This window comes from Rhodococcus sp. I2R (assembly GCF_020889545.1).
GTDB lineage: Bacteria > Actinomycetota > Actinomycetes > Mycobacteriales > Mycobacteriaceae > Rhodococcoides.
Map to the genome: position 1 here is coordinate 170442 of NZ_JAHUTG010000003.1, position 26954 is coordinate 197395.

At 63.1% G+C, this 26954-nt stretch carries 23 protein-coding genes; 13 read left to right on the forward strand and 10 right to left on the reverse strand.

The window, feature by feature from the left end; all coding sequences use genetic code 11:
• Positions 1 to 52 precede the first annotated feature (52 nt).
• The 6 genes from KVY23_RS04020 to KVY23_RS04045 all read left to right on the forward strand — a co-directional run bounded on the left by KVY23_RS04020 (position 53) and on the right by KVY23_RS04045 (position 6778).
• A complete protein-coding gene (locus KVY23_RS04020; RefSeq protein WP_075838298.1) occupies positions 53 to 1099 on the forward strand; it encodes an amidohydrolase family protein in 1047 nt (348 codons plus the stop codon).
• Complete coding sequence (locus KVY23_RS04025; RefSeq protein WP_230555395.1) at positions 1096 to 1839, forward strand: iron-sulfur cluster assembly protein; 744 nt, start codon at positions 1096 to 1098, stop codon at positions 1837 to 1839. Before KVY23_RS04020 ends, KVY23_RS04025 begins: the two co-directional genes overlap by 4 nt.
• The gene (locus KVY23_RS04030; RefSeq protein ID WP_075838219.1) at positions 1836 to 2861 is read left to right on the forward strand and encodes an NAD(P)-dependent alcohol dehydrogenase; all 1026 of its coding nucleotides are present in this window, start codon (positions 1836 to 1838) and stop codon (positions 2859 to 2861) included. The genes KVY23_RS04025 and KVY23_RS04030 overlap by 4 nt, the downstream gene beginning before the upstream one ends.
• A gap of 45 nt (positions 2862 to 2906) precedes the next feature.
• Positions 2907 to 4556, forward strand: coding sequence for a chaperonin GroEL (groL, locus tag KVY23_RS04035; RefSeq protein ID WP_230555396.1), 1650 nt, complete (start codon positions 2907 to 2909; stop codon positions 4554 to 4556).
• Between the two features lie 27 nt (positions 4557 to 4583).
• Complete coding sequence (locus KVY23_RS04040) at positions 4584 to 4904, forward strand: putative quinol monooxygenase (RefSeq protein ID WP_075838220.1); 321 nt, start codon at positions 4584 to 4586, stop codon at positions 4902 to 4904.
• Between the two features lie 122 nt (positions 4905 to 5026).
• Positions 5027 to 6778, forward strand: a complete 1752-nt coding sequence (locus tag KVY23_RS04045) for a sigma-54-dependent Fis family transcriptional regulator (protein WP_230555397.1) — start codon at positions 5027 to 5029, stop codon at positions 6776 to 6778.
• 21 nt (positions 6779 to 6799) lie between these two features.
• Here KVY23_RS04045 and KVY23_RS04050 read toward each other — a convergent pair whose 3' ends face one another.
• The 3 genes from KVY23_RS04050 to KVY23_RS04060 all read right to left on the reverse strand — a co-directional run bounded on the left by KVY23_RS04050 (position 6800) and on the right by KVY23_RS04060 (position 13548).
• Positions 6800 to 8224: a phenylacetate--CoA ligase family protein gene (locus KVY23_RS04050; protein WP_230555398.1), complete on the reverse strand. Its 1425-nt coding sequence runs from the start codon at positions 8222 to 8224 to the stop codon at positions 6800 to 6802.
• 169 nt (positions 8225 to 8393) lie between these two features.
• Positions 8394 to 12206: a hypothetical protein gene (locus KVY23_RS04055; RefSeq protein ID WP_230555399.1), complete on the reverse strand. Its 3813-nt coding sequence runs from the start codon at positions 12204 to 12206 to the stop codon at positions 8394 to 8396.
• Between the two features lie 82 nt (positions 12207 to 12288).
• Positions 12289 to 13548 (reverse strand): TetR/AcrR family transcriptional regulator, encoded by a 1260-nt coding sequence (locus KVY23_RS04060; RefSeq protein WP_230555400.1) that lies wholly within the window; start codon positions 13546 to 13548, stop codon positions 12289 to 12291.
• Positions 13549 to 13784: 236 nt separating this feature from the next.
• Between KVY23_RS04060 and KVY23_RS04065 the strand changes: the two genes are divergently transcribed.
• From KVY23_RS04065 to KVY23_RS04080, 4 genes are all read left to right on the forward strand, one after another.
• Complete coding sequence (locus KVY23_RS04065; RefSeq protein WP_230555401.1) at positions 13785 to 14171, forward strand: LuxR C-terminal-related transcriptional regulator; 387 nt, start codon at positions 13785 to 13787, stop codon at positions 14169 to 14171.
• A 231-nt stretch (positions 14172 to 14402) separates the two neighbouring features.
• Positions 14403 to 15242 (forward strand): SH3-like domain-containing protein, encoded by an 840-nt coding sequence (locus KVY23_RS04070; protein ID WP_230555402.1) that lies wholly within the window; start codon positions 14403 to 14405, stop codon positions 15240 to 15242.
• 31 nt (positions 15243 to 15273) lie between these two features.
• Positions 15274 to 15978 (forward strand): thiocyanate hydrolase subunit gamma, encoded by a 705-nt coding sequence (scnC, locus tag KVY23_RS04075; RefSeq protein WP_230555403.1) that lies wholly within the window; start codon positions 15274 to 15276, stop codon positions 15976 to 15978.
• A gap of 8 nt (positions 15979 to 15986) precedes the next feature.
• Positions 15987 to 16343, forward strand: coding sequence for a thiocyanate hydrolase (locus tag KVY23_RS04080; RefSeq protein ID WP_230555504.1), 357 nt, complete (start codon positions 15987 to 15989; stop codon positions 16341 to 16343).
• A 10-nt stretch (positions 16344 to 16353) separates the two neighbouring features.
• Here the strand turns inward: KVY23_RS04080 and KVY23_RS04085 are convergent, their stop codons facing one another.
• Complete coding sequence (locus tag KVY23_RS04085; RefSeq protein ID WP_230555404.1) at positions 16354 to 16821, reverse strand: MarR family winged helix-turn-helix transcriptional regulator; 468 nt, start codon at positions 16819 to 16821, stop codon at positions 16354 to 16356.
• 167 nt (positions 16822 to 16988) lie between these two features.
• On the opposite strand from KVY23_RS04085, the gene KVY23_RS04090 reads away from it, so the two are divergent.
• Positions 16989 to 18188: an MFS transporter gene (locus KVY23_RS04090; protein ID WP_230555405.1), complete on the forward strand. Its 1200-nt coding sequence runs from the start codon at positions 16989 to 16991 to the stop codon at positions 18186 to 18188.
• A gap of 132 nt (positions 18189 to 18320) precedes the next feature.
• Here the strand turns inward: KVY23_RS04090 and thiD are convergent, their stop codons facing one another.
• Positions 18321 to 19118, reverse strand: a complete 798-nt coding sequence (thiD, locus tag KVY23_RS04095) for a bifunctional hydroxymethylpyrimidine kinase/phosphomethylpyrimidine kinase (protein WP_230555406.1) — start codon at positions 19116 to 19118, stop codon at positions 18321 to 18323.
• A 225-nt stretch (positions 19119 to 19343) separates the two neighbouring features.
• Here thiD and KVY23_RS04100 point away from each other — a divergent pair, with 225 nt between their 5' ends.
• The gene (locus KVY23_RS04100; protein WP_230555407.1) at positions 19344 to 21065 is read left to right on the forward strand and encodes a cholesterol oxidase substrate-binding domain-containing protein; all 1722 of its coding nucleotides are present in this window, start codon (positions 19344 to 19346) and stop codon (positions 21063 to 21065) included.
• A 34-nt stretch (positions 21066 to 21099) separates the two neighbouring features.
• Here KVY23_RS04100 and catC read toward each other — a convergent pair whose 3' ends face one another.
• The 3 genes from catC to catA are packed head-to-tail and all read right to left on the reverse strand — an operon-like array spanning position 21100 to position 23411.
• On the reverse strand, positions 21100 to 21381 hold the full coding sequence (catC, locus tag KVY23_RS04105; protein WP_230555408.1) for a muconolactone Delta-isomerase: 282 nt from the start codon (positions 21379 to 21381) through the stop codon (positions 21100 to 21102).
• A gap of 15 nt (positions 21382 to 21396) precedes the next feature.
• Complete coding sequence (locus tag KVY23_RS04110) at positions 21397 to 22518, reverse strand: muconate/chloromuconate family cycloisomerase (protein ID WP_230555409.1); 1122 nt, start codon at positions 22516 to 22518, stop codon at positions 21397 to 21399.
• Between the two features lie 32 nt (positions 22519 to 22550).
• On the reverse strand, positions 22551 to 23411 hold the full coding sequence (gene catA / locus KVY23_RS04115) for a catechol 1,2-dioxygenase (protein WP_230555410.1): 861 nt from the start codon (positions 23409 to 23411) through the stop codon (positions 22551 to 22553).
• A 157-nt stretch (positions 23412 to 23568) separates the two neighbouring features.
• On the opposite strand from catA, the gene KVY23_RS04120 reads away from it, so the two are divergent.
• Positions 23569 to 24339 (forward strand): IclR family transcriptional regulator C-terminal domain-containing protein, encoded by a 771-nt coding sequence (locus KVY23_RS04120; RefSeq protein WP_075838235.1) that lies wholly within the window; start codon positions 23569 to 23571, stop codon positions 24337 to 24339.
• On the opposite strand, the gene KVY23_RS04125 is transcribed toward KVY23_RS04120, so the two are convergent.
• Positions 24327 to 25610: a benzoate/H(+) symporter BenE family transporter gene (locus KVY23_RS04125; protein WP_230555411.1), complete on the reverse strand. Its 1284-nt coding sequence runs from the start codon at positions 25608 to 25610 to the stop codon at positions 24327 to 24329. The two genes, KVY23_RS04120 and KVY23_RS04125, sit on opposite strands and share 13 nt — an antisense overlap.
• Positions 25607 to 26947, reverse strand: a complete 1341-nt coding sequence (locus tag KVY23_RS04130; RefSeq protein ID WP_230555505.1) for an aromatic acid/H+ symport family MFS transporter — start codon at positions 26945 to 26947, stop codon at positions 25607 to 25609. Before KVY23_RS04130 ends, KVY23_RS04125 begins: the two co-directional genes overlap by 4 nt.
• Positions 26948 to 26954 lie beyond the last annotated feature (7 nt).

The following is a 26954-nucleotide window of genomic DNA, read 5'->3' on the forward strand; positions in this document are numbered from 1 at the left end:
TGATCGCCAGTAAATCCCGCGGGCCGAATCGACAAGAGTTGGAGATCTGAACATGTACGAGAAGAACGGCGAAAAGTACTTCATCGTGGACGGTCATGTGCACCTTTGGGACGCACGTGCCGAGAACCAGAAGAACATTCACGGCAAGCAGTTCATCGACTGCTTCTACGACTATCACAAGAACCTGAGCCCCGAGTCGGAGCTGTGGGACTACGAGACCTACCAGTACTACGGTGAGGAACGGCTCTACAAGGACCTGTTCGTCGACGGTTACGTCGACCACGCCATCTTCCAAGCCACGCTGCTCAGCGACTTCTACCACACGGGTTTCGGTCAGACCGAGGATGCTTTCGCGCTGACGCAGAAGCACCCGGACAGACTCACCTACAACCACGCGTACGACCCGCGCAACGGGGAAGCCGGCCTCGAACAGCTCCGGAGGGACGCAGATCGAATGAATCTGCAGGGCGTCAAGCTCTACACCGCAGAGTGGCACGGGGACTCCCGCGGATACAAGCTCGACGAACACTGGTCGCGGCGCTACCTCGAAGAGTGCATCGAGTTGGGTATCAAGAACATTCACGTCCACAAGGGACCGACGATTCGCCCCCTCGACCGAGACGCATTCGACGTCGCCGATGTCGACAAGGTCGCCACCGACTACCTCGACCTTCGCTTCATCGTCGAACACGTCGGACTCCCTCGCCTCGAAGACTTCTGCTGGATCGCCACCCAGGAATCGAACGTCTACGGCGGACTGGCCGTCGCGCTCCCGTTCATTCACACCCGGCCGCGCTACTTCGCGCAGATCATCGGCGAACTGCTGTACTGGCTGGGCGAGGACAAGATTCTCTTCGGTAGCGACTATGCGCTGTGGACCCCGAAGTGGCTCATCGAGAAGCTGGTGGACTTCCAGATTCCCGAGGACATGCAGTCCGAGTACGCACCCATCACCGTCGACCAGAAGCGCAAGATTCTGGGAGCCAACGCTGCCGCGCTGTACGGCATCGACGTTCCAGCCGAACTGCGCCCGGCCGGGCACCCAGGTCAGGAAGGTGTCGAGGTCGCTGCAGGGGCGAAGGAAGTCGTGAACTCATGAACACCTTGGCGCTGTGCTCACCGGCCGACGTCCTCGATGCCCTCGCCACGGTCACCGATCCGGAACTCGACGAGCCGATCACCGAGCTGGGGTTCGTCAGATCGGTGATGCTCGACGACGACGGAGTGGTGGTGCATCTGCGCCTTCCTACCGCGTTCTGCTCTCCGAACTTCGCGTACCTGATGGCTTCGGATTCTCTCGATGCTCTCCGCGGCATCGAGAGAATCGGACGAGTCAGAGTGATGCTCGACGACCATCACGACAGCGACAAGATCAACGCGGGCCTGGCTGCCGACGCCGGTTACCGGGGCACCTTCGGATCCGAGGCCGACGACAGTCTCGACGATCTACGGGAGACCTTTCGCCGCAAAGCGCATCTGGCTGCGGTGGAACGTTCGATTTCCGCCTATCTGGCCCGGACGGGCGAGGGGATCGAACGTATCCACACGCTCACGCTCCGCGATATCAGGAGCGACAGGTACACCACAGCGCTGCTGCGCCGACGCAGTGCCCTCGGGTTGAGCATCTGCCCCAACAGTCGAGTCTTCGTCGACGAGAACGGTAAATCGGTTCCACCAGAGCAGATTCCACTGAAGTTCCGCTTCGCCAAGTCGGTTCGAATCTCGATCGAAGGCAACTCGCACTTCTGCAGAGGGCTGCTCGCCACCCGCTACAGCGACACCGAACCGGCGGACGCGTTTCCGCACATCACCGACATCAGAAGCAGGAGAAACCAATGAGAGCCGTACAGGTCGTGGGGTATCACTCGAATCTGGAGATGGCGGAGATCCCCGAGCCCGAGATCGAAGGGCCCTTCGACGTGATCGTGCGCATCGGGGGTGCCGGGGTGTGCCGCACCGACATCCACATCCTCGAGGGGCAGTGGGAAGAAAAGAGCGGGGTGAGCTTGCCGTACACGATCGGTCACGAGAACGCTGGATGGGTCCACGCCGTCGGTGATGCAGTCAGCAACGTCTCGGTCGGAGACAAGGTCATTCTGCATCCCCTGGTGACGTGCGGGCTGTGCCGGGCCTGCCGCTTCGGTGACGATGTCCATTGCGAGAACAGCGAATTCCCGGGAATCGACCGCAACGGCGGCTATGCGGAGTACCTTCACACCACGGCCCGTAGTGTGGTCAAGATCGACGATTCGCTCGAACCCGCCGACATCGCGGCTCTGGCAGATGCAGGACTGACGGCTTACCACGCCGCCGCCAAGGTTGCGCGGGACACCCGTCCCGGTGACACCTGCGTCGTGATCGGGGCGGGCGGCCTCGGGCACATCGGAATTCAGGTTCTCAAAGCAATCTCCGGTGTCAACGTTGTCGTCCTCGATCGCAATCCCGACGCCATCGATCTGGCTGTGCAGATCGGTGCCGACCACGGGATCGTCGCCGACGGGAACCATGTCAAAGAAGTACTGGAGCTGACCGGTGGCCACGGCGCGGAAGCAGTGCTGGACTTCGTCGGCGAAGGCGGAGCCACCCGCGAAGGCGTTGCCATGCTCCGCCGCGCCGGCAACTACTACGTCGTCGGATACGGCGAGAACATAGACATCCCAACGATCGATGTCATCTCCACCGAGATCAACTTCATCGGCAACCTCGTCGGGTCTTACAACGACCTGCAGGAGCTGATGGCACTGGCAGCGGGCGGCCAGGTGTCGTTGCACACCACCAAGTACCCCCTCGCCGATTTCCAGCGGGCTCTCGACGATCTCGACGCGGGGCGTGTCCGGGGCCGAGCGATCCTCGTCCCCTGAGAACCGCACCACCTGCTCACCACCCCAACTCGAAAGGATCACGTCATGGCCAAGGAATTGCGGTTCAACACCGAAGCACGCGCCCTACTGGAGCAGGGCGTCAACGCGCTCGCCGACGCGGTGAAGGTGACGCTGGGCCCCAAGGGACGCAATGCGGTGCTCGAGAAGCTCACCGGCCCGCCCACCATCACCAACGACGGTGTCACCATCGCGAAGGAAATCCAGCTCAGCAACCCATTCGCCAACATGGGCGCGCAGTTGGTCAAAGAAGTAGCGATGAAGACGAACGGCGTCGTCGGAGACGGGACCACCACCGCCACAGTTCTGGCGCAGGCCATGGTGCGGGAGGGGCTGCGAGCAGTGGACGCCGGTGCAAACCCGATGCGGCTGCGACGCGGAATCGAGTGCGCCGTCTCCTCCGTCGTCGAATCGTTGCGCGCACAGGCAGTCGAGGTCGTCGGCAGCGATGACCTCGAGCGCATCGCGACGCTGGCGGCCAGTGACGACGAGACCATCGGTCAGTGCGTGGCCAAGGCCGTCGAGTACGTCGGCAAATCGGGCGTCGTCACCACGGAGGAGAGCGAAACTCTCGGGATGTCGGTCGATGTCGTCGACGGTATCGAGTTCGATCACGGATTCATCTCCGGCTACATGATCACCGACCCCGAACGCGCAGAGGCCGTACACGAGAATCCGGTCATCCTGTTGACCAACAAGAAGATCAACCAGGTTCAAGACATCATGCCCAGCATCGAAGCGGCCAAACGCGCGGACCGCCCGCTCGTCGTCATTGCCGAGGATGTCGATGGGCCGGCGCTGCAGCTTCTCGTCGGCGGCAACATGCACAACACGATGCTCTCCGTCGTCGTGCGCGCACCCGGTTTCGGACATCGTCGAGTCGCGGAGCTCCAGGACCTCGCTGTCTCGGTTGGTGGCCAGGTCATCGCCAAGGACACCGGGCTGGAACTGTTCGAGGTCTCACTCGAACAGCTCGGATCGTGCGACCGAATCACCGTTACCGAACACTCGACGACAATCGTCGGAGGCCACGGCGACCCGAAACTACTCGACGCGCGCGTCGCCCAGCTCGAGGCGCAGTTCGAGAGGTCGAAGATCGATGGCGATCGCGACAGCCTCGAACAGCGCATCGCACGCCTGACCGGGCGCGTAGCAGTGGTTAGAGTCGGCGGGGCCACCAGCGTCGAACTCAAGGAACGGATGCTTCGCGTAGAGGACGCATTGGCCGCTTCGCGAGCAGCATTGGAATCGGGCATCGTCTCCGGAGGCGGGACCGCGTTGGCTCAGTCGCATCGCGCTCTGGCCGAAGTCGAGTTCACCGGTGATCAGGCCATTGGGGCCGAGGTGGTGCGCAAGGCGCTCACCGAACCGCTTCGGTGGATCGCGATCAACGCCGGCTACGAGGGTGACGACGTCGTCGAGGTGGTCACCGGACTGCCCCTCGGCCACGGATTCAACGCACTCACCGGCGAATACGGCGACATGTTCGACGACGGCGTCATCGACCCCTTCAAGGTCACCCGCGCGGCATTGGAGAGCGCGGCCTCCATCGCCGCACTGCTCATCACCACCGAAACTGCGGTGGTCGAGGAGGTTTACGGCAATCCGGGAGCAATCGTGGCACCGGGATTCGGTGATCTCGCCGAAGGAATGGTGCGTCCATCGAACATATACTGACATCCGATACTCCCGGAAAGGAGAACGATGATATTCATCGTCGTGAAGTTCAAAGTTCTTGCCCAGCACTCAGACAGTTGGCTGAACCAGTTGACAGAGTTCACAACGGCAACACGCAGCGAACCAGGGAATTTGTGGTTCGAATGGAGCATCGCTGCGGATGATCCAAACGAGTTCGTACTCGTCGAAGCATTCGCAGACGCACAAGCAGGATCGGAACATGTTCAATCCGATCACTTTCGCAACGGCCTCGAAACAATGCGCCCATTGTTGAAAGAGACACCGAAAATAATCAACACAGTAATCGACCAGAAAGGCTGGTCGAAAATGGATGAGCTTGCTGTGTAGACCGAAAACGAGGACGCTCCGCTCCGGGGCGACTAAAATCTGACATCAGTGCGACGTCGGGGTTGCTCGGGCCATGGACGCCGGCCGGCAACAATCGGCTCGATCCCGGTAGGGCGGTGGTTATGGTCAATCACGCACGAGACCTGCGCAAAGCTCGCGACAAGTTCTTCACGGAGCAAGAATTCGACGAGTCCGTCAGGGATCAGATCTCCTTCTCCTGGGAACGATCACGCTCGTTGAACATCCCACCCGACAGCCTGCAGTTGCCGTTCGTACGCGAACCCGATATGGACAGTCCCCTGGTCGTCGCGGCAGCGCCCGTGCTCCGGCAGCTGGCAGATGGCCTGGTAGACGAGCCTGTGTCGGTAATCCTCACCTCGGCCGACGGCGTCGTGTTGACCAGAGCGGCGGGGAGCCAGCAACTACTCCGGGCCCTGGACAGTGTCACGCTCGCGCCGGGATTCAGCTACTCGGAGGAATACGCAGGTACCAATGGCATCGGAACCGCGTTGGAGACGCGGCAGCCCACGTTGGTATCGGGAGCCGAACACTACGTCGACAGCCTGGGCGGACTTGTCTGCGCCGGCGTCCCCATCGTTCACCCGCTTTCCGGCCAGGTCGTCGGAGTTCTCGACGTGACCGGATGGGTGGACGAGGGGGCACCGCTGCTGGTGACCTTGGCACGTTCGGCGACGGCACAGATCGAGGGCAGGCTGCTCTCGCAATCGAGCCAGGAACAGACCGCACTGCTCAACACCTACATGAAGGCGTGTCGGCGGTCCCAGCAAGTCGGTGTTCTCGCACTCGGCGACGACATCGTCCTCTTGAACCGCCGGCTACGACTCACCCTCGACCCGCAAGACCAAGCCGCGCTGATCGAGCATGCAATCGACCTGAGCATGACCATCGACAGAAGCCAGCACGTGTTGACTCTTCCCGGCGGACACACTGTACGGCTCTCCCCCTTCCTCGACGGCGGCCTCGTGCTTCGACGCGGGGTCGCGGTCTATCACGCTTACCTGAGCGAGACCACGATCACCTCGGTGGCCGCCGACAGCATCAAAGGGCTGCCCGGCATCGTCGGCGACAGCGCATCGTGGCGACACAGTGCCCAGCAGATCGCTCACTGTGCCCGGCAGCAGGAGTGGGTCGCCGTCGCAGGCGAGAGCGGAAGCGGCAGATTCGCCGCACTCAAAGCGGCTGCTATTCAACATATTTCGACTCGAACACATTTCACATCCGCTGCCGAACTGATCGCCGAGGATGCAAGAATGAGAAGCCTCGAGTTCGAGATCGAGCAAGACGGATACAGCCTGATCATCCGAGACGTCGACCTGCTCCCCGACTCCCACCAGAGGGCAATTGCAGGCATGATCCAGGGGCGTGAGCACGCGGGATGGATCGGGGTGACCATCGGAACAGGCGACCACAGTGCTGACAGTGATGCACTCGTACTCCCATTCTTCGGCCACACCGTCCACGTGCCCGCCCTGCGGCATCGAATCGAGGACCTGCACAAACTCATCCCCTACATCCTGCGGCAGGTCAGCCGGGGCCAAGACGTCTCGCTTTCCCCCGCGGCCATCCGTCAGCTCACCAAGTACAGCTGGCCGGGCAACGTCGCTCAGCTGCGCGAGATTCTCCAACAGGTTGTGCAGAACCAACGATCCGGTGTGATCGAAGTCGACAAACTGCCACCGGTGTGTCGAGCGTTGAGCCGAAGGACCCTCACACCGATAGAAGCGATGAAACGCGATGCGATCATCCAAAGCCTCGAAGGCAACGGGGGCAACAAACAAGCCGCAGCGCACGCACTGGGGATGTCCCGCGCCACGATCTACCGGAAGATCCGTGAATTCGGCATCGACGTCTAGTGGCCGCGCTCGGCCGGTCGGCTACTGGATCGACTTCTGCTTCCCGCCGGTGACGAACCCGTCGGAACGAAACGGTTTGAGTCGTACGACCGGTTCGGCGTCGCGACCTTTCTGATCGTGGACGACGCGGTACTCCGCGCTCAGTTGTCGCAGGCTGGCTATGGAAAGTTCTCTGACGTGTTCGGCGGTATCCGAGTCGGGTTGCTGCTGCGAGCGTAGTTCGACTTCGAGTACCAGCGTCTGGCGTTGACTTTCGTCGACCTCGCACCGGGCGATGAAGCGTCCCGTCAGCCGCGTCGCCAACGAGATGTGCTCCACGGCCGGGCGGAAGTAGTCGGGGTAGATGTTGACGGCACTGTAGATCGCCGCGACATCAGTGCGGCCTTGAACCAACAGGTAGGACCCGTTGGGGTCGATTCCTTGTGCGAGAGCACTGTATCCGGCGTTTTCGAGCCGTTCACGTACCACTTCGCCGGCCATTGTTTCGCCCCGGTCGTTGACGCGGTAGCGCACCAGCGGGAGTACTCCCCCGACGGTGAAGAGGAGATATCCGTCGGCGTCGACTTCGATGTACGTGAACTCGGGTTGGTACTGCACGAATGCGGGTTGCTGCACGAGCTCTCCGGCGGTGTACTCGGCGCCGAACATGGTCTGGTTCAGCTTCGGATCGCGCGCGGCCGCAGATCGGATGGCGATCGTGGCGGCCGTCTCGTAACCGACGAATCCGACGTCGGTCGCCCCGTACACCACCCGGACACGGTCGCCGCCACTGTCACCGAGCATCTCGTGAACGAGCGAACGCCAGGCCTCGCTGACCGGTTCGCCGCCGACGATGATCACCACATCGTGTCGTTGCAGAAGGTCACCGTAGGTATCGAGCAGATCCCGAGCGATCGGCGGGTACGCGAAGATGACGATCTGCTCGTAGCTCTCGCCGGCCTCGGATACCACCTCGGCTATAGCTGTGGCATCCATGCCGGGCGTAGCGATGGACAATCGGTGCCCACGCCTGCGGAGTTCGAGCAGCATGGCGTACATGAACGTCCCCCCGACGTAGGGGCCGAGCGGGAATGTCACCAGCGCCAGGGCCGTCCGACGCTCGGTATCGGCACTCTCGCGTAGAACGTGTCCGAACATCGACGCACCGTGATCGGTGCTGCGCTGACCTCGCGGCCAGAATGTCGGGGTGCCGGACGAGCCGGCGCTGCAGGAGATGGTTTCGACATCCTCCGGTCGTCCGGGCTGAAGGTCGGCCAGAATATTGGTGCGGCGGTAGGTGTCCTTGGAGGTGGTCGGCAGCTGCGTCAGGTCGTTCATCGTGCTGATGGTGTCCACCTCGATGCCGTGTTCTTCGAGAAAGCGGCGATATGCGGGCACAGAGAGGGCAATGGACCGGACGAGCGCAAGTGCGGCGTGGACGGGGTCGCGAGTGTCGGCCGTGGTCATGGATGGACCTTTCGATCATGTCCCGGTGCTGCCGCGTCGGACGGGTGGCCGGAACATCTGATGTGGACTTCAGAACCTCACCGCGCACACCGCCGTCTTCACCTGTTCATGAAGTTCGGAAATGTGCGCGAGCGCGTCGAAAGCCGCTCTGATCAGCTGGTTTCGGCTGTCAACGCCGAGAGTGCCGGGCGTCGTCCACGGCCTGTTCCGCGGCGGTGAAATTCCGGTGAAGCGCGGTGAGACCGAACGACTGGCCGATCGCCTCGCCGTGCCGGTCGATGTCCGCACACAGCTCGCGTGCGGGCGGGCGCCAGTTCGGGCCGGCTTTGAGTCGGTAGAACGTGGCTTGCGACTTACCGAAGAGCTGCCAGGCGAGATGCTTGTCGTTCGCGCTGTGTGCGTGACGCCTGATCGCGTGATAGGCATTGTCAGTGGCCCTTTCGAGGTCTCGCCGCCGATCTGCGAGATTCTCGATTGCTCGTGCGGCCTGGTGGCCGTTCACAGTGAGCTCTGGGGGTTCTCGAGGTTCTGGGTGTTCTGGCACCGACGCCGGCGGAAGGTGTGGTGTTGTTCCGACGGGCACGAGGATGTCCGGGAAGGTACCGATGCCAATGACGCGCGGGGTGATGTTCAGGTGGTGACCGAGTTCGCGCGCGCGGTCGGCGAACAAGGCTGAGTCCAGTAGCCCGTGAATCAATTGCGCAGAGGTTTGCGAAGGTGCGGTGCCGACGAGTCGAGCCAGTTGCTCGTAGTGCCGGTCCTGCGCGCGGCGCAGGATCGCCGTGACTGCCCCCTCGAGTTTGTTGGAGGCTTTGACGCGGAGGTTGCTGTCCAGTACGGCAAGCGCTTCGCACGTGGCGTCGAGATGCTCGATCGCCTCATCGATGTGGCCGGTCTCTGCTTCGGTACGAAGGAACCGGCCCAGGTGTCGAAGGCCGGCAACGTCGCTCTTACGGGTGCCGTTCAAGCGCGGCGCGAACGTCAACACGTAGATGGTCGGCCACAGCTCCGTGAACGAACCAGTCTGGTGTGCAAGACTTTCCAGGAGCGCATCGCGAGCAGCCTCGGCGATGACCGGTTGAGAGCGCATCTCCGGACTCGGTGCGATTCGCGGCTCGGGAGTTGTTGCCGTGGTGACGAATTGCGAGAACAATGCGACCGCGTCGGCGATCGACTCCGACCGGCGTGCACAGATGCCGATCGTGGTGAGCAGGTTTGCTTTGCCTTGCGGGCTGGTGGACCGATCGAACCAGGACATCAGCTGGGCCAACGTCGGGGTGGCGATGTTCTGTTCCATGAGCAGGCGGAGCAGGTCGGCACCGTCTTGCTGGCCGTTGTCGTTGCTCGTGATCAACTCTTCGGTCCAGCGTTGCAGCAGTGGCGCGTGGGCTCGCAGGGTGGCGTGGTTGCCCTCGTGCCGCAGCAAGTCTTTGACCGTGCCGGTGCGACCGACATGGCGGGCGATCGCCAACGCCGCGGGGATCAGCTGGTCCGGCTGTTGGTGGGCGCGATCGCGTGCACCATCGAGAAAGATGTTCGCTGCCTGACGGTCGAGTTTGTTCCTCACGTCGACGACAGAAAGGGTGCGTGCTGCGGTAGCTGCGGCGCCCTCACCCCACACGATCGCTACTGGGGCGAGTGCGACCACATGATTGCCTGCGGTGAAGAATCGGTCGTCGTCGGCGTACGTGTGCAGCGAAGCCGACAAGATCCGGTGAACGACATCGACGGGAATGGACGGGTCCCTCAACGTCTGACGTGTCACTGCCGCCCACAAACCGGCGCCCGGTGCGAAGTTCTGATGTTCGGCGGGCAGGTGGCCGTCGAGCGAGGCGGACAGGAGCTCGATCAAAGATGTTCGGGCGGGCGAATCTGTGGTGAGGATTTCGGAGAGGCAACCGCGGGCGAGTTGTCTGGGCGCGGCGCCGCCGGACAGTGAGAACAACCTGGCGAGAGTTGCATCGATGACATCGTCGTGGTCGGGTGCTCGAAACTCGCGAAGAACAATGCCGACTGCGATGAGTCGGGCGCCGGTGATCGGATCTTGGTCTCCACCAGGCATTTCGAGGTTCGAGCACAGCTCGTCCACCCAGTCGAGCCAGCTGCGTTGCCAACCCACGGTGACACAACCCCGGCGACGAAGGTCAGCGGCAATGACGGCCGCTAGCGCGTTGCGGATGACTTCGGCGTCACTGTCCCCGGATCGTGCCTGAACGGCTCCGACAACACCTTCGAGTGCGTCCAGAAACTCGTCGTCCCCCAACGAAATCCACAGGTCGGCGACCATGTACAGATAGCGTGCGATGGTCTGCTTACCCTGCCGAGTCCGCTCGTTCGTTGCCTGTTTCGCCGGCTCGGTCAGACCGTCGACTATCTCGAGGACCGCTTCGCGGACGAGATCCGGCGCTGTCGGGGCCAGGTTCTGGAGCAGGGTGCGGGGTTCGCTGTTCGAGCGTAGGTAGGCCTGCTGCGTACCGGCGAGTTCGGTGTACATCCCGGTGCGGCGAACAAGGGTGGCGGCCGCGTCCGGTGCGCGTCCGGCGAGGTATGCCGCAGTGGTGGCAATGGCGGTACGAAGCGATGGTCGCTGAAACCACAGCTCGTGCAAGCGGTCGGCGACCGAGGCGGAGTGACTGTGCACGCGCGGCAGTGTGCGCAGGAACCGGCGAAGCAGATCATCGGTGACGGGAGCGACCACGTCGACCGAGAGTTCGAGAATCGAAGGGTGATGCGCCCAGGCGGTCATGGCGATCGAAATCAGGTGGGGATGCGCAGTCTCGATGAGAGCCCGGCAGCACCCGCGGACGGCGGGACGGGCCAGCGGGTCGGCCCCGAGGATGACGAGGGCCTGTTCGACGACGGCGCCGAGAAACAAATCGTCGGGCGTCGCAGTTATTCGCTCGATCAGTCGAGGCAGTTCAGCCTCGGCGCCGCGGGCGGCAAGGCCTTGGGCAGCGGCGAATTCGAAGAACGTTTGATGCAGAAACCGAACACGATCTTCGGTGGCGATCAGGACACCACGTCGCGAGAGTGTTCGAACGTGGCCATGCAGAGCGGCCTCATCGATTCCGTGGCCACCGGATTTCGCGACCTGGGCGGCACGACGAACGAGGACCTCGACGCGCGGCTCCGGAGTTCCCAGCGCCAGCATGGCGATCGCCAAGAAACCGGCGGTGCTCGCAAGGTTGCCCTGGCCGTCGGCGGGCACATTCGGTCCGGAGCGGTGATCGGTGATGACCCGCCGCGACCAGAACAGGTTGTAGAGGCCGGTGACGTCGAGTTCGAGGTGCGGGAATTGCGGTGTGGCCAGGGAAAACAGCAGCCGAAGCAGCAGTGGACTGGTGCACACGTCGTCGACCAGCATGCCGCGCGCACGGGCGGACTGGATCGCCGCGACCGGGTCTGCCGGCACGACAGAGCCGGCGGTGGAGAACTCGGCGATCAATGACGCGATTGCGGCCGGTAGCTCCTTGTCTCGAGAATAGGAGCCGAGCGTGATTTTGTGCCCCAGGTTGGGCGGCAGACTCTGCCCCTCCTGCGGTCGGGTGGTCAGAACGACGGGTACCCCTGCTCTCGCCAGCTCATCGACCAGGTCGATGACCTCGTAGCGAGCAGAGGGGCTGTGCAGCAAAAGGTCTGCGGTATCGAGAAGCAGTATCGCCCCAGGTTGGGTGGCGATGGCCGAGACGATGTCCTCGCTCGAGGTGATGTAGGTGCCGTCATCGCCGCGTTGTAGCCAGGTGGCCGATACGAGTAGCGGAAATCGCTGGTGCTGCCGCAGTTCCCGGTGCAACGACCACAACAGCGTCGACTTGCCATGCCCGGCCTCGCCTACGATGATCTGCGGCTCGGATCCCAGCTCCAGTATGCGATCCAGCAACGCCGTCTCGATATCGCGGCGCACGTACCAGTCCCCCACGTCGCGACCGTCGATGCGCTGGGTTCCGATGTCGTCGAGCAGACGCAAGGACAACCTGTTCAAGCGAAGCCAGTGTCCAGGTGCTGGGGAGCTGATCGCAGTCATCGGCGCGTCGGGCAGGCGTATCGAGGCAGCCGAGGCTGCCTCATAGCGCCCGCGTCGCGACACCTGGCATCAGTACCCGAAGCACCCCGTCGACGACGTCCGTAGCGCTCTCGTTCGGCCGGGTCAGGCACCGGAAGAGGACATTGTTGGTCAGCATGATGGCGACCTCGATTACCGGCGCGTCCTCGCCGAATACTCCGGCCGCTCGTCCGCTTTCGAGGATGGGGACGACTGCCGACGGTAGATACAGATTCTCCCACACGGTGGTGACTGTGCTCGGCTGCTGCAACTGTTCGAAACTCAAAGCCAAAAGCATCCCTGAGCTCATCGCCCGATTGCCGATCACGAACTCCCCCACCGAGATCAGCGTGCGCTGCAATGCGATACCTGGATCCACGCCAAGCTTTTCGTCGGCTCGACGCAACCGCAACACCCGGTCGAACTCCGGCTTCAAGGCGGCGACGATGATGTCGATCTTGCTCGGAAACAGACGACGAAGGTCATCGACGCGGATACGTGCAGCCGCGGCTATATCGGCGAGAGTGACGAGAAAGTACCCGTGATCGACGAACAATGTCTCGGTGGCAGCAATGATGTCTGCCTCCAGATCGGGCCGAAGCAGATTCAGGTCGTCGCCGGACTCGGTCGGCTCGGGCGCGGGAGTGTTGCGATCGGAGTGCAGCGGATCGACTGCCCACCGCAGGATGGACTCGGTAGCGGTTGCGACATCCCGTGCCGCGATCGCTCCGGGTGTGAGCATCTCGCGGAGCGCGAGACCGTCGAGGAGTGCAACGAGGACCGTGGACAGGCTTGCCACCGACAATGGTTGGCGAACCGACCCACCCTGGGACTGAATCGCCTCGCCCACCACGGACCGAAAGTCGACGTCGAAACGCTCGAATTCCGGAGCGACAGCCTTGCGTGCGCCGTCGTTGTCACCCGATAGCAGTATTGCGATGAGGCGGCGACGCATCAGCCCCGACACCAGATCGTCGAACAATGCCGAGACCGGCCCGGTGAACTCCCCTGGCTTGACGGAATTGGAATCAGCGGCTTCGAGGCCGCTGTAGTTCACGGTGAGGTTGTCGAGCAGGTCCTCGACGAATGCTTCCTTCCCGCCGGTGCCACCTGCGCGGGAGCTGCCGGGGTAGGTGTTGTGGAAGGTTTGGTGCGACAGGCCGGCTTCGTCCACGACGGCCGAGATCGACAACGCTCGCGCAAGATCGGTCATGTCGATCTGACCCAACAACCTCGATCCGGCCTGCAGAAGTTGCTCTCGGGGGGTCGACCTGGAGTTCAATGACAACCGCCTCTGCGCGTCAACTGCACCGGAATGGATGCAGAACTATACCAATCGAACCGGACGAATCGCCTAATTTAGTTTCAACTATAGTCCGGTGTAGATGGAAGGCCAGTATCGAGTCTGGAATCGAAACCGTTTGTGTTGCAGCGAATTCACGGCCATGGTCAGATTGCGGACACTCCGACACTCCGACACTCCTCGTCGACGCGCTCGGACATGAAGGAGAACGCACAGTGCCGACCAGTCATCGCTCCCATGCCCAGGCCGGACTGACGGTGCCCGATAGGCCCCGATCGCCGCTCGGCCCGAGACCTTCCCGCGGCGCATCACCGACTCGTGTGCCGAGAATTCCGATCCCGGCAGCGTCGACTGGAACTCCCGCGCTGACCTACGCCAGACCCGGACTGAGCGAGCGAGAGATCACCGTACTGAGAGCGTGGTTGGACTGCGACTCCAAACTCGGTGTCGCCACCCGCCTCCACATCGCGCTGGGAACGGTCAACACCCACCTGACCCGCATACGCGACAAATACTCCAATGTCGGGCGACCGGCTCCGACCAAAGCAGCTCTCGTCGCGAGAGCTCTACAGGACGGCATAGTCACCCTCGACGATCTCTGACGACGAACCTCCGCCAGCGCCGCTGTGCCTCGCAGACGTCCGCACGAACTTTGACGAATTCGTCGACGCGTGCGCTCGCGATGTGGGAATGTGGACGGGTATCAACGGCCCCTGTGCGGCAACCGCACGCGCGACCGACATCGAATTTTCGAGTGGGTCTTTTCGATGCCGGAACCGGTCGTCGCGTCTCCTTGTACAGCGAGCACGTCCGGAACACGAAAGCCTCGTCTCATGACCGATTCGTCAGTACGCGCTGAACAACTCGATCTCGTCGCCCGCTTGAAGTCGGCGTATCCCGAGCTGCCCGACGCCCCAACCCCCGATTTGCTGGACCACGCCCGATTCGCGGCATACATGAAACCGGTACACGACGTCGGCGGTGAGCCCGACGCTCCCATGAAGTACGAGAACAAAGAGTACGAACACTGGGAACACATGACCTATGTCATCTGTGAGGTACTCGCATGGCGCGGTGTGTGGCTGTCCGAGGAACGCAGGCGGATCGGCAACGTCGACGTCGGACGGGCCGTCTACCTCGGGTTGCCCTACTACGGGCGGTGGCTTCTCGCCGTCGCGCGCGTACTCCTCGAGAAGCAGTACCTCAGTTCCGCCGAACTGAGCGAGCGGTTGACAGAAGTCAAGAAACGATACGAGGGCGGACTGAACGGCGCTCTACCCGAGGCGCACCCGAAGTTCGAGGGCGACGGTTCGCAGGTGAAACGCAACACCCACCACGTTCACGCCGTCGGGAAAGGTGATCCGCAGGTATTCGCGGGACGCGCCGGCCCGCCGAAGTTCGGCGTCGGCGATGCGGTCGTCGTTCACGATTTTCCTGCGCTCTTCTACACCCGTACCCCGGAATACGTCCAAGGCGCGACAGGCGAGATCGCTGCGGTGGCCTACGAGAGCCCCGCCCCGGAAGACGAGACCTGGGATCGCACGGACGCGACCCCGGAGTGGTTCTACGTGGTCCGATTCAACCCTTCCCAGCTGTGGCACGGCTATACCGGCACTACTTCAGACACCCTACAAACCGAACTGCCGGAACGCTGGCTGCGCGCCACCGCCTGAGCGTCCGCCCATCACTCGCCCGGGAGGCTCGATGTCCGACCACGACCACGACCACGCACGGACTGTCGCACCGATGATCGACGAGGTCACCGATTTCGAAGTACTCGAGATCGCCCTCCGCGAACTGTGCATCGAGAAGGGCATCTTCACCGCCGAGGAGCACCGTCTGTTCACCGAGTTCGCCGAACAGATCGGCCCCACGCCAGCGGCGCGCCTGGTCGCAAGGGCGTGGCTCGATCCCTCGTTCGAGCAGCTCGCACTCTCCGACCCGATGTCGGCCAGCAAGGAAGTCGGCGTGGATTGGCTCGAACCGACCGGTTTCGGCACTCCCAGCGATTTCACGGCTTTCGAAATACTGAAGGACACCGAGACGATCCACCACGTCATCGTCTGCGCACTCTGTTCGTGCTATCCGCGACCCATTCTCGGCAACTCGCCCGAGTGGTACCGCACACCCAATTATCGGCGACGCCTCGTCCGCTGGCCGCGTCAGGTCCTCGCCGAGTTCGGCCTCTACCTGCCCGCCGAAGTCGAAGTCAGAGTGCAGGATTCGAATCAGAAGCACCGCTTCATGGTCATGCCGGTGCGCCCGGAAGGTACCGAAGGGTGGAACGAGGACCAATTGACCGAGATCATCACGCGTGATTGCCTCATCGGCGTCGCGCTCCCCAAGCCGGGCGTGACCACCAACGTGATCACCGATACCCGTCCGGCAATCCACCCTGCGGCAAAGTGAGCACCCCCATGAGCAACTCGGCGCCCCCGCCCGATGTCAGCGTGTTGCGCGAGATCGTCCAACGCGACCACGTGTGGCCTCGGATGACCGCCAAGTACGGGGTGAGCAACACTCTTCCGCCGTGGAAAACGAGCTTGGACGCCCTCTGCGATGTCCTCGACCGTTCGTCGTGCGACGCAAAGGTCCCCGACTTCAAGACTCGCCGTGACGAAGAGGACCTACTCACCGCGTCGACGTACTCGGACCTCCCCTACCCCGAGAATCAGTTGGTTGCCCTCGCACATTCCCTGTTGACACACGGCGTCATCGACGAACAGGAACTTCAACTGCGACTCGCCACAGTCCGGCAGCGACTCGAACGCTGACGCGTCGATCTCAGCCAGCGCCGCTGTACATCGGCGAAGCCGGAAGTTGGTGGAGCGCTGCCACCAACGGCGCCAACTCGGGCGTTCCGCACGCCTCGTTCAGCGCCGTTTCCAACGTGGAATCATGCGTCGGTCGAGCGGCGTCCAACAGCTCCCGGCCGTCGTCGGTGAGCTCGGTGTAGATGCCCCGCCGATCATCCGCACAGATGATGCGGCGCAATAGCTTCCGATCTTCCAGGCGGTTGACCAGCCGGGTGGTCGCACTCGAACTGAGGGCTGCGGCACGCGCGAGCTGAGCCATGCGCATGTGCCATCCGTCCTGTCGAGACAAGGCGTCGAGAACGGTGTATTCGACCACCGATAATTTGTGTTCGCGTTGCAGGGCACGTTCGAGTTCGTTGTCGAGGACGCCATGTAGTGCAGCGAGAGTCCGCCATCCCTGCGACCGAATCTCGACTGCATCATCTGCAATGCCCATATTGACCTCCGTGTTGCGCGCATCGAACGCGACAATGCCTCGTTCACAGACTAGCAGCTTGCACGCTTAGAGCGCGTGTGCAACTATCTATCAAGCGTATGCAACTACTGCAGACGCGTACTACCGGCTCGGTAAACACTTGCACACATCTCCTGGAGGGACTGAGAATGCCCATCGGACTTCTCGCTTTGGCCGTCGGCGGCTTCGGCATCGGACTCACGGAATTCGTGATCATGGGCCTGTTGCCCGAGGTCGCGGCCGAGTTCGACGTCACCGAATCGGTGGCCGGCTACCTGATCTCGGGCTATGCGCTGTCCGTCGCGGTCGGCGCAATCGCACTGACCGCGGCCGTCACCCGATTCGATCGTAAACGCGTGCTCATGGCACTGATGATTCTGTTCATCGGTGGCAACATGCTGTCGGCGCTCGCCCCCACGTATGAGGCGATGCTCGCGGGAAGGATCCTGGCGGCCCTGTGCCACGGCGCGTTCTTCGGCATCGGAGCAGTCGTTGCGTCGAACATGGTCGCCCCCGCCAAACGCGCCGGCGCCATTGCCATGATGTTCGCCGGTCTGACCTCGGCGAACGTGCTCGGCGTACCGTTCGGAACCTTTCTGGGACAGCAGTTCGGATGGAGATCGACGTTCTGGGCCATCACCGTCATCGGTGTCATCGCGTTGATCGGTATCGCCGCCCTCGTGCCGGACACCAAGGCCAGAGAAGGCGACGCCCCGGCGACCGGTCTCCGTATCGAGATGACCGCATTCCGCTCGACTCAGGTCTGGCTGTCCATGGCGATCACGATCCTCGGCTACGGCGGCATGTTCGGTGCATTCACCTACATCGCCTACACACTGACCGACGTCTCGGGCTTCGCCTCCACTACAGTTCCGTGGTTGCTTGTGTTGTTCGGTGCTGGTCTGTTCGCCGGGAACTACGTCGGCGGCAAACTCGCCGACCGGGCTCTGACCACCTCGCTCACCGCGATCCTGGCGATGCTGACCGTGGTCCTGATCGTCTTCGCCGCGACCGCAAGCAGTCAGATCATGACCGTTCTCTCGCTGGTTCTCATGGGTGCGTTCGGATTTGCGACGGTACCGGCTCTGCAAACCCGCATCATGAACTACGCCTCCTCCGCGCCGACGCTGGCCTCGGGCGCCAACATCGCAGCATTCAATGTCGGAAACGCGTTGGGCGCGTGGATCGGCGGGATCACCATCGCCGCCGGACTCGGCTACACCTCCCCCATCTGGGCAGGAGCGGTCATCACCGCCGCCGGCCTGGCAGTTCTGTTGTTCGCGACCTCGCTACACAACCGACAGCAGAAGTCCGGCGCAGCTGCGGCACAAACTGTTCCGTCCCGCTGATCAACCCACCCAGCCGAAACCCCCACGACCAACGACCCGCGTCGGGCCGAACCCGGCGGACTTGAACTAGCGGACATCGCACCGATGTTCCTACCCAGTGGATAGGAACGAGTCAGCACTGATGCGCGCTCGTCAGGCGCGATCGCGCCAACCGACGGCGGTGAAGGGAGCGTTCGTCGTGATCCGACCCACGATCCCGGCGTGGGCGAAGTCCTTGGCGGTCGATACTGCATCGAGCACGGACGCACCCTTGGCGAGTTCTGCCGTGATCGCGGCGGCGAACACACAGCCTGCACCGGAGACCCGTTCGTCACCGATCTTCGGTGCTCGCAGAACGGTCACGTCCTGTCCGTCGAAGACGACGTCGATTGCTTCGTCTCCGGCCAGACCGACGCCGCCCTTGACGACGACGTACTTCGGTCCGAGGTCGGCAATCCTACGCGCCGCCTCGCCCAGATCGTCGACGGTGTCCAGGGTGTCCATGCCCGAGAGGGTCTGAGCTTCGAACAGGTTCGGCGTGATGACGGTGGCCAACGGCAGTATCTCCGTCCGCAGCGCATTGTCCGTGTCGAGGGCAGCGCCCGGCTCCTGCCCTTTGCAGATCAGCACGGGATCGACGACGACATGACGCCACGGCTGCAGCGCAAGGGAACTCGCGACGGTCGAGACGGTGTCGGGAGTCCCCAGCATGCCGATCTTGACGACATCGAGACTGTGCGCCGATGTCGCGGCTTCGATTTGATCGGCGATGACCTGGCTTGCCACGGGAACGAAGCGATGGCCCCAATTCGACTTCGGGTCGAACGAGACGATGCACGTTATGGTCCCGACGCCGTACACACCGAGTCGCTCGAACGTCTTGAGGTCGGCTTGCAGGCCGGCTCCTCCGGTGGCCTCCGAGCCCGCTATGACGTACGCGATCGTAGACATTGATTCTCCTCCGTGCAGTGAATTTCGAGCCACGTTTCGCTCAGCGTGCGGTGCAGGCACGCGAGGATCCAGTATGGCAACCGACTACCCGGTCGGCCTCAGAAGGTCGACTTCGACCGTCGGTGCCACCGTCCCCGGCCGGCCATTTCGTCGAATCCGCCACCCTCGTCACCCGCTCGTTCTATTGTGATGCCACTGGCATCGAAATACTCGAGAGGTTCACACGTGGTCGAACGGAATGCACCCGCGGCGCTGTCACGCCGCCGCTTCTTCGGTGCGGCAGCAGTCGCTGCCGTTGCTGTCACCGGGTTCTCCGAATGGGTTCCGGCGGCGGCTGTGCCCGCAGGCGAGGCCACCCTGCCGGTTCCACCCGAATTCCCCTCCGGCATCGATCTCTATCAACAGAGCTACGAGAACTGGTCCAAGGAAATTGCTTTCGACAGCGTCTGGACCTGCGCACCGCGCGACGAACGCGAGGTGGTGAAGTTGGCCAACTGGGCTGCGGAGCAGGGCTACACCTTGCGGGCTCGCGGCTCGATGCACGGGTGGAGTCCGCTGACCGTCGTTCCCGGATACCCCGTCGACGCAGTCGTCCTTCTCGATACCACCAAACACTTGACCGGCGTGAGCGTCGACCCGACGGGAACCCCGGCCACGGTGACCGCGCAGGGTGGCGCCAGTCTGCTTGCCATACTGACTGCTCTCGAAGCCGAGGGGTTGGGCTGGGCGAGCATCCCCGCCATCGGAGACATCACCATCGGCGGCGCACTTGCCATCGACGCACACGGCGCGACCGCCCCAGCCGAGGGCCGGACCGCCGAACCCGGCCTCAGCTTCGGATCCGTCAGCAATCTCGTCACCGCCCTCACCGCAGTCGTGTGGGACGAGTCCGCAGGTGAGTACTCCACCCGTACCTTCGCTCGATCCGATCCCGGCATCCTGCCACTGCTCACCCACCTCGGACGAACGTTCATCACCTCCGTCACCCTCCAGGCAGGCGTCGACCGGAGTGTGCGGTGCCAAAGCATCCTCGACATCGGCTGGCGAGAGCTGTTCGCGCCTGCGGGGGCACCGGGCCGAACCTTCGAACGATTCCTTGCTGCGTCGGGAAGCGTCGAGGCAATCTGGTTTCCGTTCACCGACGCACCATGGCTCAAGGTGTGGACCGACGAACCGGAGCGCCCGATCGAATCGCGGGAAGTGACCGGGCCCTACAACTACGCTTTCTCCGACACACTTCCCGAACTGATCACCGACGGGCTCGGTTCCACCGCGCCGCATATCGGTGCCGCTACGCCGGCCTTTTCGGCTTCCCAGCTCGGCGCAGTCACCGCAGGTCTGGCGCTCACCGGTACCGCAGACATCTGGGGCACATCGAAGAACACGCGTTTCTACCTTCGGGCGACGACGCTCCGCGTTACCGCGGGCGGCGGGGTCGTCCTCGCCCGCCGCAAAGACGTCGCCACCATCATCCACGACATGACGACCTGGCTCGAGGAACGACTCGGTTACTACAGTTCGCTGGGCGAGTATCCCGTCAACGGGCCGTTCGAGGTACGGCTATGCGGATTGGACTACGATGTCGACGTCGACAGCGCCGGCTCACCATCGATTTCGGCGCTGTCGCCGATTGTCGAGCACCCGGAATGGGACACGGCGATCTGGATGAACGTCGTCTCCATCCCGGGCACTCCCGGCATGCATACATTCTTCCGTGAGATGGAACAATGGATGCACCAACACTATTCGGGATCACTCGGGATGATGCGACCGGAATACTCCAAGGGCTGGGCCTTCACAGACGACCGGTCGCATGCCGACCTCCCTTTCCTGACCGAAACCCTCCCCTCCCGCTACCGCGAGTGGGACTCCGCGGCCGCGGCATTCGATGCATACGACCCACACCGAGTTTTCCGAAACCCATTCCTGGACAAGATAATGCCCTGAAATCTCCCGCTCGAATTCGGGCCTCGAAGGGCCGTTACTTGACGTCGGAAGCGTGCCGTGTGAGTGGCAGTACCTCGATGGTCATGTACGGAAACAGTGGTAGGTTCCACAGAATTTCGTGCAACTCGTCGGCATCGCGAACATCGAAGATGCTGATATTGCTGAATTGACCTACAACGCGCCAGATCTCGGGCCATTTGCCGTCACGTTGCAGTTGCTGTGAGTACGCCTTTTCGCGAGCGACGATATCGGCCCGTACGTCGGGATCGAGATCGTGCGGTATCGCTACGTCCATACGAACGTGGAAGAGTGCCATGGTGTTGTTGTTCCTTCAGTTTCGTGTCCAGGTCTTGACGGCATCCATGTTCAGCTCGACGCCGAGCCCCGGCCCTTCGGGTAGGTGGACCTGACCGTTCTCGTACCGCAGCGGGACTTGCAGGAGTTCATCGTCGAACAGCAGCGGGCCGAACAGTTCGGAACCGAAGTCGATTGCCGGCTCCGAACATGCGAAGTGGATCGATGCCGCCGTACCGATCGGACCTTCGATCGACGTCGCTCCATGACACGCGATTCCGGCTGCCTTGGCGATGGCGGCGATTTCCGCGCTCTTCTTCAACCCGCCACACTTCGTGGTCTTGATCGCGATGATGTCGGCGGCTCGTCGCTGCACGATCTCGAGCGCATCGTGCGGTGTCTGCACGCTCTCATCGGCCATGACCGGAACCGGTAGCAGCGCATTGAGTTCGGCCAGAACCTCGAATTGGTCGGCCGGTGTCGGCTGCTCGATCATCTCGACGCCACCCTCGGCGAGCCTGGGTAGGAATTTCAGCGCTGTCAGGCGGTCCCATCGTGCATTGATGTCGACGCGCACTCCAGCTTTGCCCTCGAGCGCACGAGCTATGCGGACCACACGATCCGTATCCTCGCCCGGATCGAGGGCGCCCATCTTCAACTTGAAACTGAAGTTGAGCTTCGCGTCGAGCTTTTGCTGCGCTTCGTCGATGATCTCTTCGGCAGAGGCCGCGCCGAGTGCCCATGTCACGTCCACACTCGTGCGGAACGCACCACCGAGCAGAGTGTGCACCGGAACGCCGAGTGAACGCGCCCATGCATCGTGCAACGCCACGTCGACGGAGGCCTTGGCGAAGCGTGCGTTTGCCACGACCCGCTCGATGTCGCGCATGATTCCGGTGACGTCGTCGACACGCCGACCGAGTAGTACAGGGCTGATGTACTTCTCGACGATGGCCTGCATCGTCTCGACCGACTCACCACCCCACCAGGGTCCCCCGGGTACAACACCCTCGCCGAACCCCACCACTCCGCCTCTCGTCCGTACTTCAACCAGAAGAAGTGGCTGTGCGGTCATCGACGTCGTGGCGAACTTGTGTGGCCGCACCAGGGGAACGTCGAGAATCGTGGTGGCGACGGAATCGATCGTCAGATCGGACATCGGCGTTAATTCCTGTTCTTTCTTCTGTGCGGTCAGGCCGGGTCGAGAACGAAGTCGTACGTGACGTGGTTCTTACCGTCTTCGCCTGCAACTGGATCGAGGATCAGTTCCGGCTTGGTGGCTGTCGCGACGTCGTCGTCGACGTACTCTCCGCCCCGGAAGTAGAGCTGGGTGGTCACCGCAGATTTACCGGGGGCCGAGACGATCAAGTGCAGATGCGCGGGTCGCCACGGGTGGGCAGCCTGCGCAGCGACGAAGGCGCCGGTCGGTCCATCTGTCGGAATCTGGTATGGCGCAGGCTGAATAGTGGTGATTTCGTAGTGGCCGTTGTCGTCGACGGCGATGTCGCCGCGAAGATTCCATTCGGGCAGGTGCGGCGCGAACTGGGAGTAGTAGCCGTCGTCGTCGGCGTGCCAGATCTCGACGTGGGCACCGGCGAGTCCGTTGCCTTCGAGGTCGGTGACCTGACCCGAGAAGACGAGCGGAGTGACCTTCCGATCCTCGTCGCGCATGGGCAGTGTTGCTACGGACGGAAGCTGTGGGGCGCCGGGGATGTAGTAGGGGCCTTCGATGCTGCCCTTCGTTCCCTTGCGGCTCTTGGCAAGCACCTCCTCGACGGAATGCTCGATGAACACGTCCAGGAAGAGCGGCCATTCACCACCCTCACCGACATCGATGAGCCACTGCTTGAGCACGCGGTACTCCGGGTAGGTGACCTCGTGGTCGAGGATCACCTGGTTCAGAGCGGCGAGAGCATCCTTCGCGATGGCGGCCACGCGCTCAGGCGGCGTATCGGCCCAGACTCGCTCGTTCTTGAACTTGTCGGTTGCTGCGGTACCGGAACCGACCGCAGTGGGCGAGGCGGTGACATCGGTGTGAGCTGCTGTTGTCATTGAGTTCTCCTCAGGGATGAAGCGAAAGGTGAGATATCCGGGGGCTTGACCAGAGTGACCGCTATGCGTACAGTCGATCCGCACTGCGTACCTCCACTGTGCCTCGACTCACACTGGGTTGTCAACACGCATCACGACACAAGAGAACTGGGAACCTATGAGCGATAACGAGCGTGACTACATCCAGAGCCTCGAACGGGGTTTCGCGGTGCTGTTGGCTTTCGACGCGCAGACGCCGAATCCCACGTTGGCGGAGCTGGCAAGTGCGACCGGCCTGTCCAGGCCGGCTGTACGACGAATCTTGTTGACGCTGCAGCGACTCGGCTACGTGACGGGCGTGAACGGTCGCTGGTCTCTGACACCGCGCGTGCTGAGCATCGGTCAGCACTACAGCGAAACCCATTCTCTGCTGGACGCATCCACGCCTCGACTGGTCGAACTCGCCAAGAAAACGGACGAGTCCGCGTCCCTGGGCGTGCTGGACGGAGCGGACGTGGTCTACGCCGCTCGGGTGCCGGTCCGCCGAATCATGTCGATCAATGTGTCCGTCGGAACCCGTGTCCCCGCGTACGCCACCTCCATGGGCCGGGCGCTGCTCGCCTGGGCTCCGATCGAGGTCGTCGACGATGTCCTCGACGCAACCCACTTCGAGAAGCTCGAGCCCGGCACGATCACCGACAGGCAAACGCTCCTCGACGAGTTGGTGACGGTGCGCGAACATGGGTACTCCCTGACGTCGGAGGAACTGGAGCAGGGCCTCATCTCTGTCGCCGCGCCCGTTCGAGACGCAGTCGGATCGGTCGTCGGTGTCGTGGCCTGCTCCACCTCCACTGCACGAAACACGGTGGAGCAGTTCCGTACCGGTGCACTGCCCCACGTCCTCGACGCCGCGAACGGCCTCAGTGCGGATCTGGGCTATCGGTCTTGATTTCGGTGCGGCCGGTCCATCAGCCAGGTGATCGCAACGCCCGCGACAAGACCCCAGAAGGGCGCGCCGAGGCCGGCAGCATGAACGCCCGAGATAGTGACGAGCAGAGTCACCAACGGCCCCAGCGGAGACCGACACGGGGGCGATTCGCGGGCGGATTGCCCGAAGGCAGCAACGAAGGCGTTGCGCAGCGCTTCGAGCATCGCCAGACCGGCAAGGGCCGAGATGAACGCGCTCGGAACCGACTCGAGTCCGCGAACCAGAAGCGGAGCCCCGATCCCCACCACGACGGCGAGGAATCCGCACGTCATTCCCGAGATGTACTGCCGTTGCCGCTCCCCTACCGCAGTGATCAACGCATTCGTCGGTCCTGCGAGGCACGTGGATAACGCCCCGAACGGCGCTGCCAGCACCGACCACACCCCGCACAGGACCGTGACGGCGGTGATCGGCGGCCGATGCCCGGCCGCGCTCAACACCGCAGCTCCCTGTCCGTTCTGGACGGCGATGACGGTGATGGCCAGCGGAATCACCAATTGCGCGCTCGCGCCCCAACCGAACTGGGGCGCGGTGAGTTCGGGGAGACCCAGCAGTGGCAGGGCCGATTCCGATGCACCTAGTTCGACGAACCCGCCGGTGACAACCAACGCGAGGAGCCCTGCGACGAGCGCCACGAGCACAGCGGGCACACGGGGACCCAGGCGGTCCGAGCGGGTGACGAACACCCAGGCCACGACCATCGTGCCCGCAACCGCGACGTCGGCGCTCACCGAGCGAATCAAGTCGGTTCCGAACGACAGGAACGCCCCGGCCACCATCGCCATGACCACCCGGTGCGGCAATACAGCCATGATTCGCGCTACGAGTCCGGTCGCGCCCAGCACCCCGATGAGCACACCGGTCACGATGTAGGCGCCGACGACCTCTGGCCAGGTGAGCGACGGTAGCGCCTGACCGACCAACACCGTTCCCGGAATTGTCCAGAAGAACGCCAGCGGCATTCGATACACCCACGACGCGACAATCGTGAGCAGGCCGTTGAGAACGAAGACTCCGAAGATCCAGGAGGCCGTCTGGGTGGCGCTCAGCGATCCGGCCGAGGCTGCGCCCATGATGACGGCGACCGGCCCGGTCGCGGAGAAGAGAACACCGGTGGCGCCGGCACCGAGGTAGCGGCCGCCGAAGTCCGCGCGAAGTTCGCGGAGGCGCGGGGGCCGCTCGGTCGGACGCTCGATTCCGCTTCGGAGCACAGCGGTTTCGGTGGTACTCATCTGCGTTGGTCGACCGCTGCCATCGACGCAGCCGCTGGAGGAGTGACTTGGGGAGCCGCGCGTCGCTTGGGGACCGTAGTGGTCACCAGGGCGCCAAGCAGAGCCACACCGGCAAACAGATAGAACGCGGTGGACGACGCGATGCCGGCACCGAGCAACAGGCCACCGATCAACGGTCCGAAAATCCCACCCAATCTGCCGAACCCAGCGCACCATGCCACGCCTGCCGCCCGGGCAGTGGTGGGATAGTAATTCGACACGAAGCCGTAGATGAGAACTTGAGTTCCGATGGCGCCCACTCCAGCGCCTGCCACGGCGGTCAGCAGAATCCCCAGCTGCAGGTTCGCCGTCAACACGATCAGCGATAGCGCAGCCAGGCCGAACGTCACGGTGATCACCTTCTGCGGCCCGGTTCGGTCCGCAACACGCGAGGCGAGGAGGCCGCCGACGATGGCACCTCCGTTGAGGACCAGCAAGAACGACAGTGATCCCTTGGCGTTGTAGCCCGCCTCGGACATGATCTGAGGCAACCACGTGTTGAGTCCGTAGGTCAGCAAGAGTCCGGAAAAGCTCATGAGTCCGAGGAGGGCGGTCGGTCGCCTCAATGGCTTGCGCGCCAACGCCGCGAACCCGACACGATTGCCAGTCTCGTTCGCCTCTTCCTCGGGCATCGGAATCCCGGTTCGGGCACAGACCGACTCTGCGTCCGCCACTCGTCCGCGCGCAAGTAGCCACCGCGGTGACTCGGGCATACGCAGGACCGCCAACGGCAGCAGTACCACCAGCGGCAGTGCGCCGAGCCAGAACAACCCACGCCACCCGATTGCGTCTTCGAGGGTGATGGCGGCGATCGACGCCAGTACTCCACCGGCCGGGATGCCGCTGTAGACGATGGCGTTGAACAGGTTTCGCTTACCCGCAGGTGCGAACTCCGCGATCATTGCGCCGACGGTGGCCACGAGGCCACCCACACCGATGCCGGTCAGGAACCGAAGCGCACCGAATGTGGCGATGTTCGGCACGAGCGCCGTGGCGGCCATTCCGACCGAAAACCACACGATGCACGTGAGCATCGTTCGGCGCCGACCGATTCGATCTCCGAACGCACCGGCGAGCAACGCACCGACGAGCACGCCGACGAGTGCGTACGAGCCGAGCGCTCCCGCAGTTGCCGGATCGAGCGCCCCGAGCTGCGTAGAGTCCGCCAGCAGCGTAGGAAGCACCGTGCCGTAAACGACGAGGTCGTAGCCGTCGAAGATGATCGCGACCGTCGACAGGGCAACGATCCACAGAACGCTTCGCCGGTGCTCGCGGCTCGACCATCCGCCCGAGCTGATCTGTTCT